Here is a 16,852-nt window from a genome sequence, read left to right as displayed (position 1 = left end):
AAGAATCGTGGAATGAATGGGGATTTAAAATAAAGAACTTTTATTAAAAGAAGCAGCGAAAATTGGTTCATTACCTGTTGATACGCCTTTACCTAAGATTCCAGGATGGCCTCTAAACATATAAGGTCCGTACGTGACCGGATATACAGAAGCCCATTATTAGGATATCTTGATTCAAATTTTCAAAGAAGATTTTTATAAATGGTGGACCAAAAATGCACGGTGAATATGGAAAAATCTCAGCATGGGCTAATTTGTCTTACCTTTGAGTCTGTCTTTGCCTTAAATAATATAAATCACGAGCTAAGTTCACTTCCAACTCCATTATTCTACACCTGAGGTACAGGAAATCCCTAATTATACTTAAGTAAATTGTTTTATTAGGGGATTTCCTTATCATCGTCGAAAACAATTTCTATTATGGCAAGTAGCAATGCAATAATAATCTCGGTTTTCAAGGAAAGTGTAATACTTTTCATAAACTCATCCACTGCGAACAGTACTAGCCAGTTCGATGTGCCTTCAAAACCGATTCGGATAAAAAACACCTTTATTTTTCCTGTTATATTTCGGACAGACAGCTTGAAAATTGCTTTGGAAAACAATTCGACAATGATGCCTAGAATAAAGAAACTGACAACAAAAATAACCAATGACCAGATAGATTCATACCGAACGCCGAGCAGTTCAAAAATCCCTGCCAGTCCAAAGAAATAAAGCCCCATAACAAAGCCCACTACCAGAATAATGAGAAATGCTAATCCGGCAACTGTTGCCATCTTTTCTTTTATATTCATATCACGAAATGAATCATTTTTATTTTCTGGCATATGTCTGTTTCTCCTCCGTTAGTACTACATTAACGAGATAGTGATCCTACTTATTAAATATTCCATATCTATATTTATAAAATCATCCTCACGCTCATAATCATAATCTTTATATTTCTTGTTTTCAGGATGTTTTTATGACAATAGCAATAAGTTGAAGTAAAGAACCCTTTACTAAAAGAAGTTCAGCCAAATATATCTGGTTGAACCCATTAAACCATCGGTCCACCATTTGGCTAATAATTTAGCATATCTCCCTCAGTATAATCTATAATCCTACTGAGTTTATAATCCCATAACATACTAGATCTTCAAATCGGTCTTCTTTCCTCACATGGTCAATTAATACCCCTTCTTTTTTCATGCCTAATTTTTGCATTACTCTTCCTGAAGCTGGATTTGAATTAAAGTAACGAGCAAATACTTTATGGTATTGCTTTTCTTCAAATGCAAAATGTAATATAGCTTGCGCTGCCTCTGTAGCATATCCATTTCCCCAAAATTTTTCACCAATCCAATAGGCTATTTCACCATGATTAAACTTGTGGTTGTTAGATAGCGCTATAGCTCCATATAATTCTCCACTTTCCTTATCTGTTATAGCAAATTCATATGATTTATTAGCATTAAAATTATTAAGATGATGCTCAATCCATGATAAAGCATCATCTATAGTATATGGATAAGGTAGGTACAATGTATTTTTATAAATATTATAATTATTACAAAGTTTAGTAACAGCTACTGCATCAGATATTTGAAAAAGTCTTAGTACTAGCCTTTTAGTGGTAATTGTTTTATTTAGATTATCATATATCATAAGAATCCCCCCTTATATTACTAATTCTTACATACATTTATCCAAAATATCTTATTCAACTAACCTGCCCCTTTTCATAAGAATAGAGCTGCCACAGCAACCCTGTTATTAATGTAAAGCACCCGTTAGACTAGTATATTAATATTTATTGCTTGTCATCAGGTTCTTCCGTATTACCCATGTTTTTTTGATTTTTACTAATATGATTGGCTATAAATAAAAGTAAACCAAAACTCCCGCCAACAAGTACCCCGAAACCTGAACCAACAGCTAACCACTCCAAGGCGTAAAATACGATCACTCCTAGAAGAATATATGAAAAAACTGTATCTATCTTTATCAAGTCCAACCTTCTCCTTTACTGCAATATAAATTTTATTTCTAATCAATTAGCTGCATAAGCACAGCTTAAGCATGAAGAAAAGCTTTCTTAATAAGAATTGACAAAAATAGTCCAATAACCGGTAATAGAATAACTGCTATTTGTATCAAAATTGTGCATCCCCCAAGGATTAACATTCATCAGACCCTTACTATGGATGAACAAAAAAGTTCCTGATAAGATCCAAATTAAAATAGTAATAAATATATATATATTACATTTCTCATCTTTTTCTCCCTTTAAATTTGATGAGTCCCAATTCTTATAGTAAAACTTTAACACATAATTCCATTTATTTGATTGAAAATTCCCTGAATTATCCTGCCCCTTTTACTCCACAAAAAAAGGCCGCCACAGCAACCTTCCTTTTTAAAGCACAATGTCATCAAATCATTTTTCCAATGCCATATTTACGGCTTCAATGGCATGTATTACAGCTGTATCGAATAATGGCACTTCGGAATCCTCGGGTTTTACTAGTAATCCAATTTCTGTGCAGCCTAGTATTATTCCTTCCGCTCCATCATCAACTAACCCCTTGATTACGTTTTTGTAATATTCCCTTGATGATTGTTGAATTTCCCCTAAACATAATTCTTCATAAATTACTTTATTGATGACTTTTCTATCCTCATCATTTGGTATCAAAACCTTGATACCATTAGACTCTATTCGTGTTTTATAAAAGTCTTGCTCCATCGTATATTTAGTGCCCAGTAAACCAATCGTACTGATTTTGGACTTTTGAATTTGTTTTGCCGTTGAATCAGCAATGTGTAAAATCGGTAAATTGACTTTTTCTTCAATATATCCGACCACTTTATGCATCGTATTTGTACAAATAAGAATCATTTCGGCACCTGCCTTTTCCAAAGACAAAGCTGCATCGCCTAATAATTTGCCTGAGCTTTCCCAATCCCCTTCAGCTTGGTAGCGTTCGATTTCTTCAAAATCCACGCTATATAAAATGCACTTGGCTGAATGCAATCCTCCCAATTTGGCTTTTACTTCTTCGTTAATGATTCGATAATATTCTAAAGATGACTCCCAGCTCATGCCGCCAATAAGGCCAATAGTTTTCATGAACGTTCCCCTTTTCATTTGAAAATAGCTTACTTATCAGTCGAAAAACTCCATATGTGCTTTTTCTTGTTTGTAGTAATCTATTCTATTTTGTAAAGTACCTGTATGAAACTCAAACTTATGACCATCTGGATCAGTGAAATAAATAGACTTCTTATCTTTTTCATCTCTTGGACGTCCTGACAGGATGTTTACATTCAATCCGATTAGTTTCTCGTACATGTTAATAAAGTCAGCTTCTTCTATGGAAAATGCTATATGTGTGTATGAATGGCTTATTTCATTACGGGGAATATCTTTTTCAACATTCAGGGCAATCCACATTCCATTCAAATCAAAATAGGCTGTAGTTCTGCCCTTAACTAATAATTTTGCATCAAAAACCTTTTGATAAAATTCTATGGAACTCTCTAAATCGGAAACTGAAAATAAAAAGTGATTCAAACCTTTTATAGACACATTACCACCTCAGATTAAGATTGCCTTTTATTCGCCATTAGACGCTTATAGAGAGGATACCCGAACATGTAATACCCGGAAAATGACAGCAGTATTAAGGATAAACCGGTCATTGTGAGGATACTGTATCTATACCAATCGCCAAAGAAGGATCCATCATGCAAAGTAATCAGGAAAGTCGAGTAATCTGGATTTGTGGATAACACTTTTCCCGTACTTACATCTATTTGAACACCTTGACCGTTATGAAAGCGAACCTGGTACACATTTGCACTTGGTCTATATTCAATTCTAAATATATCTTCAACCGAATCCGCACCTGGAAGATCCTGAGACGTAGCAATGGACACGACCTTCTCCATAGGTATCGCTTGATCTGGACTCGCTTCTTTCCCCGTCCTTAACTCATCAGCCACTCCGAGTGGCATCATATAAACAAGTACGAGGCCTGTGACTGCAATGAACATAAAAAAAACGGATAAAACCAATCCAGTCCATTTATGTATTTTTCGGCTTAATTGATACAACTTTACAGATTTCGACAATTCCATCCCCCCTTGACTACTTTTCAAAATAAATTTTTCTTCATAACCACCCTATCTTCATTTACAACATAATCATTTTTCAGATAAAATGCTTCTGCATGACCGTCATTAGCCGTTAATAAATATAGACTTTTAATCTCTCTCTTCTGCAGTTCAGCTTCTAAAGATCGAAGCATTTTTGAGCCATGCCCTTTGCCTTGCATTTCATTATTCACACAAAGCTCTGCCAAATAATAAGTTAAACCTTGATAAGACACCTTACTATTTCCAGCAACAAAACCAACTGGATTGTGATCTACATGAAATAAAAAGCCAAGAAATTTAGGCGTATTCAATAAGTCGGAAAGTCTCTCTTTAGCCGTTTCATATGTCCATCTTTCATTCCATGGTTCACGATTAAAAACATTCATGTAGAGTTCGATACATAGCTCCAAATTCTCCGATGTCAGTGGTACCATTTCTGTCATATTCACGCTTCCCTTCTATTTTCATTAAAATTTTGTATATTAATCCAAATTATATCTTATCTTCGTTGAACTAACCTGTTCCTATAGGACCATAAGAAAAAGGCTTGCCGCAGCAACCCCTTTTTGACAATAGATAGATTCAGTAAATAAAATAATCTATAAAATACATGATAACTAGAGCTAACAATATGTAAGTAAGTGTAATGACATATTGTTTTGAGGTTTTCAGGTACTTCCACTCCATAAACGACTGAAAACCAATTGATACAATTAAAAAGCATATCCAATACCACTTTATAACATTTCTGTTCTCTATTGCATAGGGAAGAGTACATAAAAAAATTAATAAGATTATACCTCTTCCCCATCGGTCAATATTCTTACCAGGAGTTTCTGATAACTTTTCTTTCCTTTCTACACCAAGCCATTTCGTTAGAAATTTATTTATAAAGAGAGCAAGAATAATAATAATGATAAAGAACATAATGAACACTAAGAATCCCAATTAAATTTTCCCCTTTTATTTACATTATATATATAGTTTACCACAAAATTATTTATATCTTATTCAAACAACCTTTCTCTTTAGCTGCATAAAAAAAGAGCTGCCTTCCAGACAGCTCCAGACTGAGACAAACTCGATAGTAATTGAGTTTGTCGACAGTTTCTTTATGGTTGTACAATTGGGATGTGGATTTCCATTCCAGGCACTTGCTTTCAAGCAGGCGGTCCGCCCGCGGTGTCTCCGCTAGATGCGCTTTTCCCGAAGGAGTCTCGCATACCCGTTCCATAATGCTGTATCTCTATTCTGATTAACTTTTTTAGCATGACAAATACCAGATAAATAGTTTCAAATGTAAAAAATGCCCCAAAACCTAATCGCTTGGGGGCATTTTTTTCGTTAAGCCTTGAAACGAGAAATCATCTCCTGCAATTCCTCCGCCAATCCGGTCAAGGAAATTGTTGCATTCGATACCTCCTCAATTGAGGCCAATTGCTGCTTACTGGCAGCAGCAGCTGTTTCAGTGCCAGCTAATGTTTCCTGCGACCCTTCAGCAATTATTTCAATGGTTTGCTGCAGTTCTTCAAAGCCATTCTTTATAAACTGGGTAGCTGCTGCCACTTCTTGAATCTGAGATGTTACCTGCTCAATTAAAATTAAAATTTCTTCAAAGTTTGTAACCGTTTCTTCTGAAAGCTTTATTCCAGAGTCCACATTATCTCTTACAATTTGAATATTATTAACGGTCTCGTTTGATTCATTTTGGATGGTTGAAACAAGCTTATGGATATTATTTGCAGATTGACTGGTTTGATCGGCTAATTTCCTAACCTCTTCTGCAACAACTGCGAATCCTTTGCCATGCTCCCCGGCTCTAGCAGCCTCAATTGCAGCGTTTAATGCAAGTAAATTCGTCTGACCTGAAATATCAGTAATTAGAGTGGAGATTTCTTTAATTTGTGTCGCGCTAAATACTAACGAGGTGACTCCTTTATCCGCCATGTCAACAGACAGATTGATGGATTTCATCTGCTCGAGCATTTCTTTTACCGAGCTTTCACCACTTTCAGCTTGCCCTCTCATATTTGATGAAACCTCTGCTACCTTTGATGTATTCGAAGCTACCAAAATGATGCTGTTTAGTGAATCGGTTACCGCCTTTAGACTGTTAACTGTTAACTGGCTTTGTTCAATATTGCTATGAGTTATCGCTTGCATCGTTTCCGAGATGTGATCCGATGTTACTATAGACTGTTCGGTACTGGCCGAAAGCTCTTCAGAAGCAGCTGCCACTTGTTCGGATGATATGCCAATTTGAGAAATCATTTGTCTAAGCGAGTCCACGAAGATATTAAACGATTTAGCCAGTTGACCAAATTCATTATTGCCTGTAACCTCCATATGCTTAGTTAAATCAGCATCACCTGTGGCTATTTCCTCTAGTTGGCGGTTTAACTTTCCAAGTGGCATTAGAATTGACCTTAATAGCAAAATACATAACGCGAGTCCAACTATCGATGAAGCAATTGCCAGGAAGAGAAAGGCTCCCCTACTAAAATCAGAATTGCGGTCATTTAACGATTGTATATTGGTAACATCGGCATTGAGAGATTCCACCAATTCATCTACTGATGGATCCAGCACTTCTTTCCTAAGAGTTCTTTCTTCTCCAAAGTGCAAGTTTTTAGCTCCTTCAGGATCTTCTATATGAATGCTAATTACCTGCTGGTTCATTTCCCAAATATCATTAAAGTTTTCTTCTAGATTATTTATTTTCTCCCCGTAATTCTTTTCATTATTAAGTTCCTTAATTCTTTCGATTTTCTTTTGTACATCATTTGCTTTTTCTTCCATCCCTTCGGCAAACTGTTTATCCCCAGTTATGATAAATGCCCTTTCATCATTTGATAAACCTGCCAGGCGATATTGAATTCCAATAACAGCCTTTTGAATTTCCATCTTATCCTGAAGTATAGAATTTCTTTCGGATAATGCATCTATTACATAAACAGCAAAGCTCCCCAGTATTAGAATAGTTCCAATAAGAATGGAAACTGTAGTTATCAATCTCGTTTTAATTTTCAATTGTTTACATCTCCTAAAAAGCTATAAATTTTTAACATTCACTCACCTTTTATATCGGAATTTCAGCTTATTTATGAAGATAAAAACCTTCTGTAACAATAAAAATAAAGCCGCCTATATTACAGCTCACTCTTCAACTAATATAGATATTGCTTAAAACTGCACTTAAGTATTTGCTCCAACCTTCACGCTACCATCACTGATATATTAGTAATAAAAATCATATTAATATTTTAATGATTTAAGAGACTTCTCTTAAATTCCCTTTAAAAAATGTGCTTAACTTTTAATTTTATAGTAGATAAAGTATCATTGATTTTACAAACAAAGACTAAATATTCTTACTTTTCATGTTATTGCCTACGATCCTTAACATGCATAGGTAATGAGACATTCCCCATAAAAATAAATAGGAGTGACTAAAGTGAAAGCACAAATTATTCAATCATTTGGTGATCCATCCGTATTTCAGCTTGAAGAGATTTCAAAACCCGAATTAATACCTGGATATGTACTTATTCAAGTCAAGGCTTCAAGTGTAAATCCTATTGATACGAAAGTCCGTGCTGGTGCAGTTCCAGCCGTTGCCCCCGAGTTTCCAGCCGTTTTACATGGTGATGTTGCAGGATTGGTATCTGCAGTGGGTGAAGGAGTGACTGAGTATAAAGTTGGCGATGAAGTGTTTGGGTGTGCGGGTGGTTTTAAAGGGACTGGCGGTGCACTTGCGGAGTTTATGCTGGCAGATGCTGATTTACTTGCTCACAAGCCGAAAAATTTGACGATGGAAGAAGCCGCTGCTTTACCATTGGTTGCCATTACCGCTTGGGAAGCATTATTCAATCGGGCAAATCTAGTCACTGGTCAAGATATACTGATCCATGCAGCAACCGGCGGTGTAGGCCACATTGGCATTCAGCTAGCCAAATGGAAAGGCGCGACAGTCTATACAACTGCCTCTTCGCAAGAGAAGCTGGAGATTGGCACGCGCCTTGGGGCAGATGTAACGATCAATTATCGAGAAGAAAGCGTCCACGACTATGTACAAAAATATACAGCCGGAAAAGGATTTGACGTTGTGTTTGACACGGTGGGGGGAGAAAACCTTGATCGCTCTTTTGAGGCGGCTGCGGTACATGGAACGGTGGCAGCCATTGCTGCCCGTTCGACTCATGACCTCTCCCCAGTGCATTCAAAGGGACTTTCTCTACATGTTACCTTTATGTTGTTGAAGATATTAAATAAGGACATGCATAAGCAATATGGAGAAATTTTAAAGAAGGTTGCCAAGGTGGTTGAGGAAGGTAAGCTGCGCCCGCTGGTGGATCCAAACATGTTCACGTTTGATGAAGTCTCAAAGGCCCATGAGTACTTGGAGTCAGGCAAGGCGATAGGTAAAATTGTTTTGAAAAATGATTGGTAATGAATAGGCACTTTAACAACTTCATGTTCATTTAAAAATAGACGGTACAGTGAGAATCTCTATAGATCCAAAAATTTCAAAGCCTATAATAAAACAAACCACAAAGAAGTTCAGGGCAGAAAATTCAAGGAAAATCTTTACTTACACGCTTACTAAGTGAATGGTCGGGCACTTTTGGTGCCCTTTTTACTGCACAATGGACTACTTTTTTGGAGAGTAGTCTTTGTCTTTTGATTTTACATTATCTACCTAAGAGAATGCTTTTTGTTTATCTCAAAAAATTTAAATTGAAATTCCTTCTGAAACGAACTTTCCCTGTTAGTTCCTTAAAAGGCTGCCTCAAGTTTAGCTCTTTTTATTTAAACAAAGTTTTTACCTTCGCACTCAATTTTTCAATTTCTTTAATCATTAGTTTCGGATATTCTCTAGATGCTGTGTCCTTTATATCTTTTTCCTCAAACACTTTATAATCAATCAATGTATTCCAAAAGTGTTCTGCTCCATCTAAAATGGCTGTAAATAATTCTCTTTTTGGTAATATATCTTGTGCAAACACCTTAACAGGTTCCCAATCTCCCACTATAGAAAGTTCCAATGAATTGCTGTTTATGGAGATCAACTTCATAAGATATGGATCGATCCCATAAGGTATTTCAACGTTCTCACCGTTTAAAAATTTCTCTATTCCAACTATATAATCATCCCATAAATTTAACCCACTAGGAATATCATTTCCAATAACAATTTGATTATTAAACTGAATCATTATATGCATTTGAATATGCTCCGGAGTAAATTTATGATGATCAAAAACTTCTCTTAATCTTAAAGAGTCATCCAAGGATATATAGCTCTCTTCACCTTCACTGATTTCAACTAGATATGTACTTATTGTAAACATCATTAAATTCCAATCATTATTAAATTTTATAGACATATATCAAGCCATGTTAGCAAAAAATATTTTCATAGATGCCATGCTTATGTATGATTACTACATTGACAAGACGGCCATTGACTGGCACTCCGTACTTATGCAGCTGTGACTCAACAAATTATCTTCCATTATATCCTTAATTAGCATAAAGAAAAAGCTGTCTTAAAGACTGCTTACAGACTGTAGACAAATTCGGTATTCATCGAGTTTCTCTATATTTTCTACGGCTTGTCATTGCGCCTGCGGGGTCTCCCCTGGACACGCTTTTCCCGCAGGAGTCTCGCACCTTTCGATCCAATCAACTTTGTTTTAAAATTCAGATAGAAACCATTTTGTGTACAAACTAAAAGCTGCCTTAAAGGCAGCTCTGATCTTTTTTAACGTATTAAGAATTCCAGCAAATCTTACTGGACACCATTACATAACCGACCGATATTCTCGACTTCAACAACGACTTCATCCCCCGACTTGATCGTGCAGCTGCCAGATGGTGAACCCGTGGCCAAAATGTCACCGGGCTCAAGTGTCATTACCTGTGAAAGCCAGCTGATTAGAAACGGAATGCTTAGAGACATTTCATTGGTATTTCCGTCTTGGACAACACGGCCGTTTAAAGTGGTCACAATCCTTAAATTTGTAGGATCTACCCCGGTAACGATGCACGGTCCCAAAGGTCCGAATGTATCAAATCCTTTGCCCCGCGTAAACTGTGGATCTTTTTTTGTAAGATCTCTTGCTGTGACGTCATTAAATATCGTGCACCCAAATACATAATCCAGCGCGTCTTCTTCTTTAATGTTTTTTCCGCGCTTTCCAATGACAAGGGCCACTTCCCCTTCAAGTTCCACTTGATTGGATAGCTCGTTTGGAGGAAGGATAATATTCTCCTTGTCTGCAATAAGCGAAGATAATGGCTTTAAAAATAGGAATGGTTCAACAAGGTTTGCCTCTCCACCCGTTTCCTTCGCATGACCTGCATATGTCCAGCCGAAATTAACCACTTTCGAAGGTTTTACAGGTTCCAAGATTTTCACGTCACTATATTTCAGCTCGACCCCGTCATACTTTATTTCCTTGTTGACAAGTTCAGCAAAACTGCTAGACAGTTGTAATATCATGTCATCCTCAACAATACCGTAATGTATTTTGCCCTGTTGATTCTGATAGCGAACTATTTTTTGTGTTTTTTGTAGCACATGCATTATGAATAAACTCCTTTGATGATTAAGATTACCACAGATAAAATAAAATCCGGTTCTCCTATACTATAACATGCCTGTTCTTTTACGGGAAAAAAGAGCTCTCGTCACGACTCCATCTTCAACTAAACCGACCTTTAGTTCAATAAGAAATTATTTAACTATGTATTTTATGGAACCTACAATTTTTTTATAATTTTATCTGTGTATTGCCTTATATAGGCTGCAATAAATATTCAGATTGGTAGTCCCAGTAATACATTCCCCATGAAATGTTTACCACCCAAACTTGTATAATATTTTCTACACAAATCCATTCTATTACAATCAAAGACTTGGTGCTTATTGATTATCTCAAAATATCAAAACTTTTGTACTGGTAATTCGTCCCTTTTCAGCTAACCTGTCTTGTTAGTGCCATAAGAAAAAGGCTGCCCCAGCAACCTTCCTGCCTGTTAGATCAAGTAGGTAACTTCACATTTAACCCTGAGATAGGAGCATAAAAGTATGTATTGCAGCTTTTATGTATCTGTACTTATTTCCTCCCATTCTTGATCCATATAATTTACTAGCCAATTAAGGGTGTAGTGCCTTTCATATACAACGCCTTCATCTAGAGATGATGGAACTTCCAAATGATTTATTTGGGCTTCTCGTACCGCCCAATGTGCCCTATAAATAAAATCAAGACTATCTAATATATCACTAGTTGGTTTTAAAGTGGATTCATCAAGCAACTCTTGTTTAGAATGAAGAGAAAAAACCGTCTCAAAAACATATTCAGCATTGCAAGTATCGACTGGAACATCTAAATCGGCTATTAGATTTACAGACCAAAGCAGAAGCCAAATGCATTCTAACTTCCACGAGTATTGGATCAGCTCATTGTGATTAGGATGTTTTTTCTTTAAAAACTTTTGTTCTTCTTCTGTGAATATTTTTCTGGCGGAGCCTCCATGGCTTTCGCTGAGACTATCGCTAATGAAATAATTCTATCTATAATCTCTTCCTTTGTTCTAAGGGAAGCTTCTTCTTCATTTTCCGTTAAGGGTAAATGTTTATTTATTGGTACCTTTAGGGTCTTTAATATTTTTTCGGATTGTTTTTTTCTCTTTTTCGAACTACTCATTCAGCACCTCACTATTAGCTGATCCCGCTTCTTTAAAATTATTATTAGGAAAGCTTTCCACAGACCGTCTTTTATTGTAACCTGCTACTCAACTTTCCCGGGCAATTAGTTGCATGAAGAAAAAAGCTTCAGCTCCAATCTTCAGTTAAAGCACCCGTTAGTTCCAGAAGGAATATTCTTCTAATTTCCCCTTTTAGTGAAATCCACTTTTATTTCCCAAAATAAAAATAGTGCCAACTTCTCTTTAATAGAAATTAGCACTTCAGTTTATTCACTATACGTTATCGTGCCGCTTTAGGCGGTTGGCACACATCACATTTACGTTGGTTATTATTTTTAAATTTCTTGAATGTTTTTTCAAAGTTGCTGCCACATGTACATTTAAATAGTAACTTTTGAGAAAAACCGTGATATTCCGTCGTCAGCAACTTACTTTCCGAATTGTTCTCAACAAATTCTTTAATTTTACCAATCGTCCATTGTTTATTCATTCTCTTACACCTCCATATTTTATCGCTATGCGGAGGCTTTTCTGGCATCCGTTCAGAAACAGTAATTATCGTAAGTTATTCATTATAACATGAGCTGGCACTCAATTAAACAGATGGATGTATCTTAATCTGCCCCGAAGTTGCAAAAAGAAAAAGCTGCCTTAAAGACAGCTCCGATTTTTCAGCTAAAGCACCCGTTCGTTCATTAAGAAACCCTGTATGGAATAAGATCAAATTATCCATCCATTGAAAACCATACCCAAGTTGATAACAATATGAAAAACTATGGATGGATATATACTATCGGTCTTTAAAACTACGATTGCATAAAAAAGCCCCCCAAAAGAAAAAAGTAAGCTTATTATTACAGGAATTCCAATTGATATATGCAGTAGCCCGAATCCGATACTGGTTATTACGACAGCATAAAAGGTGGAAACATTTCTTTTTAAACTAGATAACATAATACCTCTCCAAATTACTTCTTCAAGTGTAGCGTTTATGATGGCAAACAATATACCGAAAAGTAATACTGTTTTTAAATCGCTCATTTCTTGACTAAATAATGGTATAAGTATTGTGCTTGATACCATTAGCCCAATAAGTAAAAAATACGGTAATTTAATTGTATGAAACGGCATTTTGATACGCCTGTGCCAATCTGGTAATCGTGCATAGGAAAATATCTTCTGCTTAGACAACATTAGTGAAATCACTGTTCCAATCATAATAAATATAAGTAAACATCTGTTTATTATGATTTTCATTTCTTTGGATATGTTCCATTCATTGATATAGATGCTTCCGAGTTGATACACCAATGTACCTAATAAGAAGAAAATAAACAAGGAAACTGATGAACGGTATTTATTAGTTGAAATGTAGAGAATAAGCAAGAATATGAGTGGCAATAATCCCCAAACAAACATCCTAAATGAAAAAAGAATAATACCTGCGAAAAATAAGATTGCCAAAAATAAGAGAAACATATTTGTCCGTGAGTGATTTATGCTAATCCCCCCTTTAAGAAAGCACAATTCAATCGTTTCAGCTAAACGTTCGGAATAACTGCTCTTTAGCTGAATAAGTCCTTGCATATACAATACCATATAAAGTAAATTCCCCCTCATGTTACTTAACAGCACTCCTGTAAACTGCCCCGATAGTTGCATAAGAAAGAGCTGCCTTTAAGACAGCTCCGATCTTCACCTAACGCACCCGTAAGTTTTAGTACATTTCTTCACAATTTTTTTAGTAATATGAACTAAAAAATCACCTCACCAGAAAAACTAGAGGTGAGATCAATTCAATAAAACCTTACATAATCCCCTTCTTTAATTTGATTCTTTTCAAACCATCCAAGGTTCACTTCAACTGCATATTGATAAGGAATTTCTGGATCATAAGTAGGACATATATCTTCTTTACAAAGCTCCATATGAAGTATTTTTAGAATTTCCCCATCCCAATCAAGAAAAGCAATAGATAAAGGAATTAATGTGTTTTTCATCCAAAAGCCACCATATATTTTAACTGGATACACAAATAACATCCCCTCGTTTTCGGGTAAATTCCCAACAAACATTAAGCCCTTATCTCTTTTTCTTTGAGTATCTGCAACTTGAACCGTTAATCTAGTTTCCCTGTTTCCGCTGAGTATTTTTATCATTTTTGTTTTCATTCTATTTTTCATGTTCACTCACCTTAGAGTAGTATTATAAGCAGGAAAGAAATTTAAAAGAAGTTCATGAGATTGATAAAATCGTCTTTTCCCTTAATAATAAAAAGGAAGAAAGTTGAAGATAAAACGAAAAAAAAAATAACTAAGGAAATCCCTTTTCACATCTAATACTTATTCTATGGTTTTAAATTTAATTCTTCGTTTTCAATAATCACAGCAACAATATATATGAAGATTTGTTCAACTGCCTCGTTTGTTGCATAAAAAAAAGGAGCTGTTGTACAGCTCCTGCTTAAGCCATTTTTGTTCTGGTTGGTGCAATTGTATAGCATACTAAAACCATTTTTCCCTCTCATCATCTAGAATGTCTAATATCGCTTGCACCATTAAAGCACCCGATTGTTGAAGAATTTACAACAATAACTATCAATTATTTCTTAATGATATTTATTGTATTTTATCCTTGGAATGTACAATATTATTAATTTTCATTCAAATGATAAATTAGTTGCACAACACCAGAGGAGAACGTTTTTGTATTAACCAATTTTAAATTCAACCTCTTTTTAATATCAATAAACAAAGGTTTTCCTTCTCCCAAAATAACAGGATGAACAGATAATCTAAATTCATCAACAAGCCCTAAATTGATAAATGTTGTAATAAGACTTGCTCCGCCATATAGCCAGATGTCTTTACCAGGCTTATTCTTTAATTTATTTACTTCTTCAACAATATTATCATTTATAAATATTGCTTTATTATCAGTCCCTTTTTGCGTTCTGGAAAACACGTATTTTTCTTTACTATGAACTATTTTCCAAAGTTCTTTTTCTGTATCGGCATCTTCAATTCCTGGAGTGTATTGTCCCCATAAATCGTAGCTTTTTCTTCCATATAAAATGGTATCAATTTGATTTAAGAAATTAATAAACCCCATCTCAGGGTCCATGATGCACCAATCAACTTCCCCATTTTTCCCTTCTATAAAACCATCTAAAGTAACTGCCAAATCTAAAATCATTCTTCTTGATCTTACGTTAATGGACATAATTCTTCCTCCCTTAATCATTTAAATATTGTTTGCTCCAATCCTCAGCTAACGCACTTGTTAGCTGAAGTCGATTACTTTTTAGAGTTCTCATCAACAGGTTTTCGTTTATGTTTTTCATTAATTATCTTTTTATTAAATATCTTAACTTCTCCAACCATTAGTAACCTCATATCCTCTACAATATACTTGGCTAACTCTTGGTCAGTGATGGCATCTCCATCAATATCAAGGCGGAATTCCTGCCCTTGTAGCCCACCGCCATTAGTAAACTCTATTTCAAAGTCAAATTGAACTCTTTTATCCATTTGAACCCTCCTAAAATATTGATTGATACTGCAATTGCATTGATAAATTACCCTTTTGGCAAAACAGGGCTTTTTACACCTTTTCACAGTTCTCAAAAGATATATTCTAGACGAAAAAGACAATTACCTTCTTCAACTATCCTGCCCCTTTAGTTCCATAAGAAAAAGCTGCCTTAAAGACAGCTCCGCTCTTCAGCTAAAGCACCGTTTTTTAAGTGAATCCATTCAAATCTGCTATATACTCAAAAAGTCTTCCATTAGATATTTATTTATGTCAGAAACTTTTCATATAAAAAAGCTACCCATTAAAAGTGGGTAGCAAGTAATACAAGTTATTTGAAAACAATTTGTAGTTTTCCAGATACTCTTCCAGAAGAGTATCCATCTTTCACATCTACATAAAATTTACCAATTTTCATATCTGTGAATAATGTCTTTCCACCAGCTAAGCTATGATAGCCTGTGCACTTTCCAGTACTGGCATTGCATAGACGGGACCATATGTTACTATAATTAGTCAATAACTTACTTCCAGAAGAGGTCTTTAAATAGATTGGGGAAACCAGTTCTACCTGTAAGTCACTACCTCTGTTAGGATTTCCAATTTCACCATCCCATTTTCCATCTTCTGTTTGAAAAGAATACTGAGGAACACTTGCTTGTGCAGAAGAATTACCGAATACCATTCCACCTACCAGAACTAACACAAACATACTTAAGATTGAAAATAAGTTTTTTATGTTATTTCCTCCTCCCATCTTTATCCACTTTATAATATCAGAATAAACTGATTATTAAAATGATTAAAAATGACTATACCTTCTTAGCTTTAAACATGTTTTGGTTGCGTCATCTTCATCGTTTTACAGTTCTAGTCACTACGTTTGTTGAACTATCCTGCATTTATTTTCTTTTGGAGCGCATGCCTTTAAGTTTTGTAATGTCATCTTGCTTAAGCAATTGGTTATACATTTCACTGTTAACATCATATATGGCAATTTTCCCTTGATTATTATAATGAATTCCCCAACCATAATTTTTCACTAAAGGAGAAGCCCTGAAGCAAGCCTTGGATTTTGAAAAGAACTGTTCTCGAAGTTCAGCTGCATTTTCCGCTTCCATTTGATTTTTAATTAAATATGTTTTGAATTGGACGTCTTCTTGTGTAAATTTATAGGGGTTATTGTTAATTAAATCATGCTCGATATAAGCAATGGTGGTTTTACCGTTTTTGATGACAGGTACCTTTGCTGAAGAAACTTTTGAATCATCTGAAATGGTAATAAGTGTGTTCTTATAACTCATATAACAACCTCCTTAGTCTACATACCATATCATACCATTATTTCCCTCCACTATCCTGTCCCTTTAGCTCTATAAAAAAAGCGACGCTTCGTTATTGAAGGATCGCACATGTCTTCATATTAATACAGTTGATGAAAGGCTTTCGTTCATTAAAGGGA

General features: G+C 35.3%; 21 protein-coding genes. 1 reads left to right on the top strand and 20 read right to left on the bottom strand.

Annotation, left to right across the window (positions count from 1 at the left end; translation table 11 throughout):
* Window positions 1-380: 380 nt before the first annotated feature.
* The 9 genes from ABOA58_RS04465 to ABOA58_RS04425 all read right to left on the bottom strand — a co-directional run bounded on the left by ABOA58_RS04465 (window position 381) and on the right by ABOA58_RS04425 (window position 7,173).
* The gene (locus tag ABOA58_RS04465) at window positions 381-830 is read right to left on the bottom strand and encodes a YrvL family regulatory protein (RefSeq protein WP_350301378.1); all 450 of its coding nucleotides are present in this window, start codon (window positions 828-830) and stop codon (window positions 381-383) included.
* A 268-nt stretch (window positions 831-1,098) separates the two neighbouring features.
* A complete protein-coding gene (locus ABOA58_RS04460; protein ID WP_350301377.1) occupies window positions 1,099-1,650 on the bottom strand; it encodes a GNAT family N-acetyltransferase in 552 nt (183 codons plus the stop codon).
* 145 nt (window positions 1,651-1,795) lie between these two features.
* Complete coding sequence (locus ABOA58_RS04455; RefSeq protein ID WP_350301376.1) at window positions 1,796-1,993, bottom strand: hypothetical protein; 198 nt, start codon at window positions 1,991-1,993, stop codon at window positions 1,796-1,798.
* A gap of 429 nt (window positions 1,994-2,422) precedes the next feature.
* A complete protein-coding gene (locus tag ABOA58_RS04450; RefSeq protein ID WP_350301375.1) occupies window positions 2,423-3,115 on the bottom strand; it encodes an aspartate/glutamate racemase family protein in 693 nt (230 codons plus the stop codon).
* 36 nt (window positions 3,116-3,151) lie between these two features.
* Entirely contained in the window at window positions 3,152-3,574 is a 423-nt protein-coding gene (fosM, locus tag ABOA58_RS04445; RefSeq protein WP_350301374.1) for a FosM family fosfomycin resistance protein, read from the bottom strand.
* A 14-nt stretch (window positions 3,575-3,588) separates the two neighbouring features.
* Window positions 3,589-4,119, bottom strand: coding sequence for a PepSY-associated TM helix domain-containing protein (locus ABOA58_RS04440; RefSeq protein WP_350301373.1), 531 nt, complete (start codon window positions 4,117-4,119; stop codon window positions 3,589-3,591).
* Between the two features lie 23 nt (window positions 4,120-4,142).
* Window positions 4,143-4,586 carry a GNAT family N-acetyltransferase gene (locus tag ABOA58_RS04435; RefSeq protein ID WP_350301372.1) on the bottom strand — a complete coding sequence of 148 codons (444 nt, stop codon included), beginning with the start codon at window positions 4,584-4,586 and terminating at the stop codon, window positions 4,143-4,145.
* 139 nt (window positions 4,587-4,725) lie between these two features.
* Window positions 4,726-5,070, bottom strand: coding sequence for a DUF4181 domain-containing protein (locus ABOA58_RS04430; RefSeq protein WP_350302792.1), 345 nt, complete (start codon window positions 5,068-5,070; stop codon window positions 4,726-4,728).
* A 417-nt stretch (window positions 5,071-5,487) separates the two neighbouring features.
* The gene (locus ABOA58_RS04425) at window positions 5,488-7,173 is read right to left on the bottom strand and encodes a methyl-accepting chemotaxis protein (protein ID WP_350301371.1); all 1,686 of its coding nucleotides are present in this window, start codon (window positions 7,171-7,173) and stop codon (window positions 5,488-5,490) included.
* A 424-nt stretch (window positions 7,174-7,597) separates the two neighbouring features.
* Between ABOA58_RS04425 and ABOA58_RS04420 the strand changes: the two genes are divergently transcribed.
* Entirely contained in the window at window positions 7,598-8,593 is a 996-nt protein-coding gene (locus ABOA58_RS04420) for a zinc-dependent alcohol dehydrogenase family protein (protein ID WP_350301370.1), read from the top strand.
* A 355-nt stretch (window positions 8,594-8,948) separates the two neighbouring features.
* On the opposite strand, the gene ABOA58_RS04415 is transcribed toward ABOA58_RS04420, so the two are convergent.
* The 11 genes from ABOA58_RS04415 to ABOA58_RS04365 form a co-directional block, all read right to left on the bottom strand.
* On the bottom strand, window positions 8,949-9,530 hold the full coding sequence (locus ABOA58_RS04415; protein ID WP_350301369.1) for a hypothetical protein: 582 nt from the start codon (window positions 9,528-9,530) through the stop codon (window positions 8,949-8,951).
* A 404-nt stretch (window positions 9,531-9,934) separates the two neighbouring features.
* Window positions 9,935-10,732, bottom strand: coding sequence for a fumarylacetoacetate hydrolase family protein (locus ABOA58_RS04410; RefSeq protein WP_101226022.1), 798 nt, complete (start codon window positions 10,730-10,732; stop codon window positions 9,935-9,937).
* Window positions 10,733-11,250: 518 nt separating this feature from the next.
* Window positions 11,251-11,667 carry a DUF4272 domain-containing protein gene (locus ABOA58_RS04405; RefSeq protein WP_350302791.1) on the bottom strand — a complete coding sequence of 139 codons (417 nt, stop codon included), beginning with the start codon at window positions 11,665-11,667 and terminating at the stop codon, window positions 11,251-11,253.
* Window positions 11,637-11,858, bottom strand: a complete 222-nt coding sequence (locus ABOA58_RS04400; protein WP_350301368.1) for a DUF4272 domain-containing protein — start codon at window positions 11,856-11,858, stop codon at window positions 11,637-11,639. Before ABOA58_RS04400 ends, ABOA58_RS04405 begins: the two co-directional genes overlap by 31 nt.
* 281 nt (window positions 11,859-12,139) lie before the next feature.
* The gene (locus tag ABOA58_RS04395) at window positions 12,140-12,349 is read right to left on the bottom strand and encodes a hypothetical protein (protein ID WP_063235826.1); all 210 of its coding nucleotides are present in this window, start codon (window positions 12,347-12,349) and stop codon (window positions 12,140-12,142) included.
* Between the two features lie 230 nt (window positions 12,350-12,579).
* Window positions 12,580-13,458, bottom strand: a complete 879-nt coding sequence (locus ABOA58_RS04390) for a CPBP family intramembrane glutamic endopeptidase (protein WP_350301367.1) — start codon at window positions 13,456-13,458, stop codon at window positions 12,580-12,582.
* 197 nt (window positions 13,459-13,655) lie between these two features.
* Window positions 13,656-14,042, bottom strand: coding sequence for a DUF192 domain-containing protein (locus ABOA58_RS04385; RefSeq protein ID WP_350301366.1), 387 nt, complete (start codon window positions 14,040-14,042; stop codon window positions 13,656-13,658).
* A gap of 469 nt (window positions 14,043-14,511) precedes the next feature.
* Entirely contained in the window at window positions 14,512-15,081 is a 570-nt protein-coding gene (locus ABOA58_RS04380; RefSeq protein WP_350301365.1) for a dihydrofolate reductase family protein, read from the bottom strand.
* 74 nt (window positions 15,082-15,155) lie between these two features.
* The gene (locus ABOA58_RS04375) at window positions 15,156-15,389 is read right to left on the bottom strand and encodes a cyclase (protein ID WP_350301364.1); all 234 of its coding nucleotides are present in this window, start codon (window positions 15,387-15,389) and stop codon (window positions 15,156-15,158) included.
* A gap of 332 nt (window positions 15,390-15,721) precedes the next feature.
* On the bottom strand, window positions 15,722-16,147 hold the full coding sequence (locus tag ABOA58_RS04370) for a hypothetical protein (RefSeq protein ID WP_350301363.1): 426 nt from the start codon (window positions 16,145-16,147) through the stop codon (window positions 15,722-15,724).
* A gap of 145 nt (window positions 16,148-16,292) precedes the next feature.
* Window positions 16,293-16,694, bottom strand: a complete 402-nt coding sequence (locus tag ABOA58_RS04365) for a DUF6157 family protein (protein WP_350301362.1) — start codon at window positions 16,692-16,694, stop codon at window positions 16,293-16,295.
* Window positions 16,695-16,852: the final 158 nt, after the last annotated feature.

The organism is Peribacillus frigoritolerans, from assembly GCF_040250305.1.
Taxonomy (GTDB): domain Bacteria; phylum Bacillota; class Bacilli; order Bacillales; family DSM-1321; genus Peribacillus.
The sequence above is the reverse complement of the archived record's forward strand: the minus strand, read 5'-3'. Positions and strand labels throughout refer to the sequence as shown.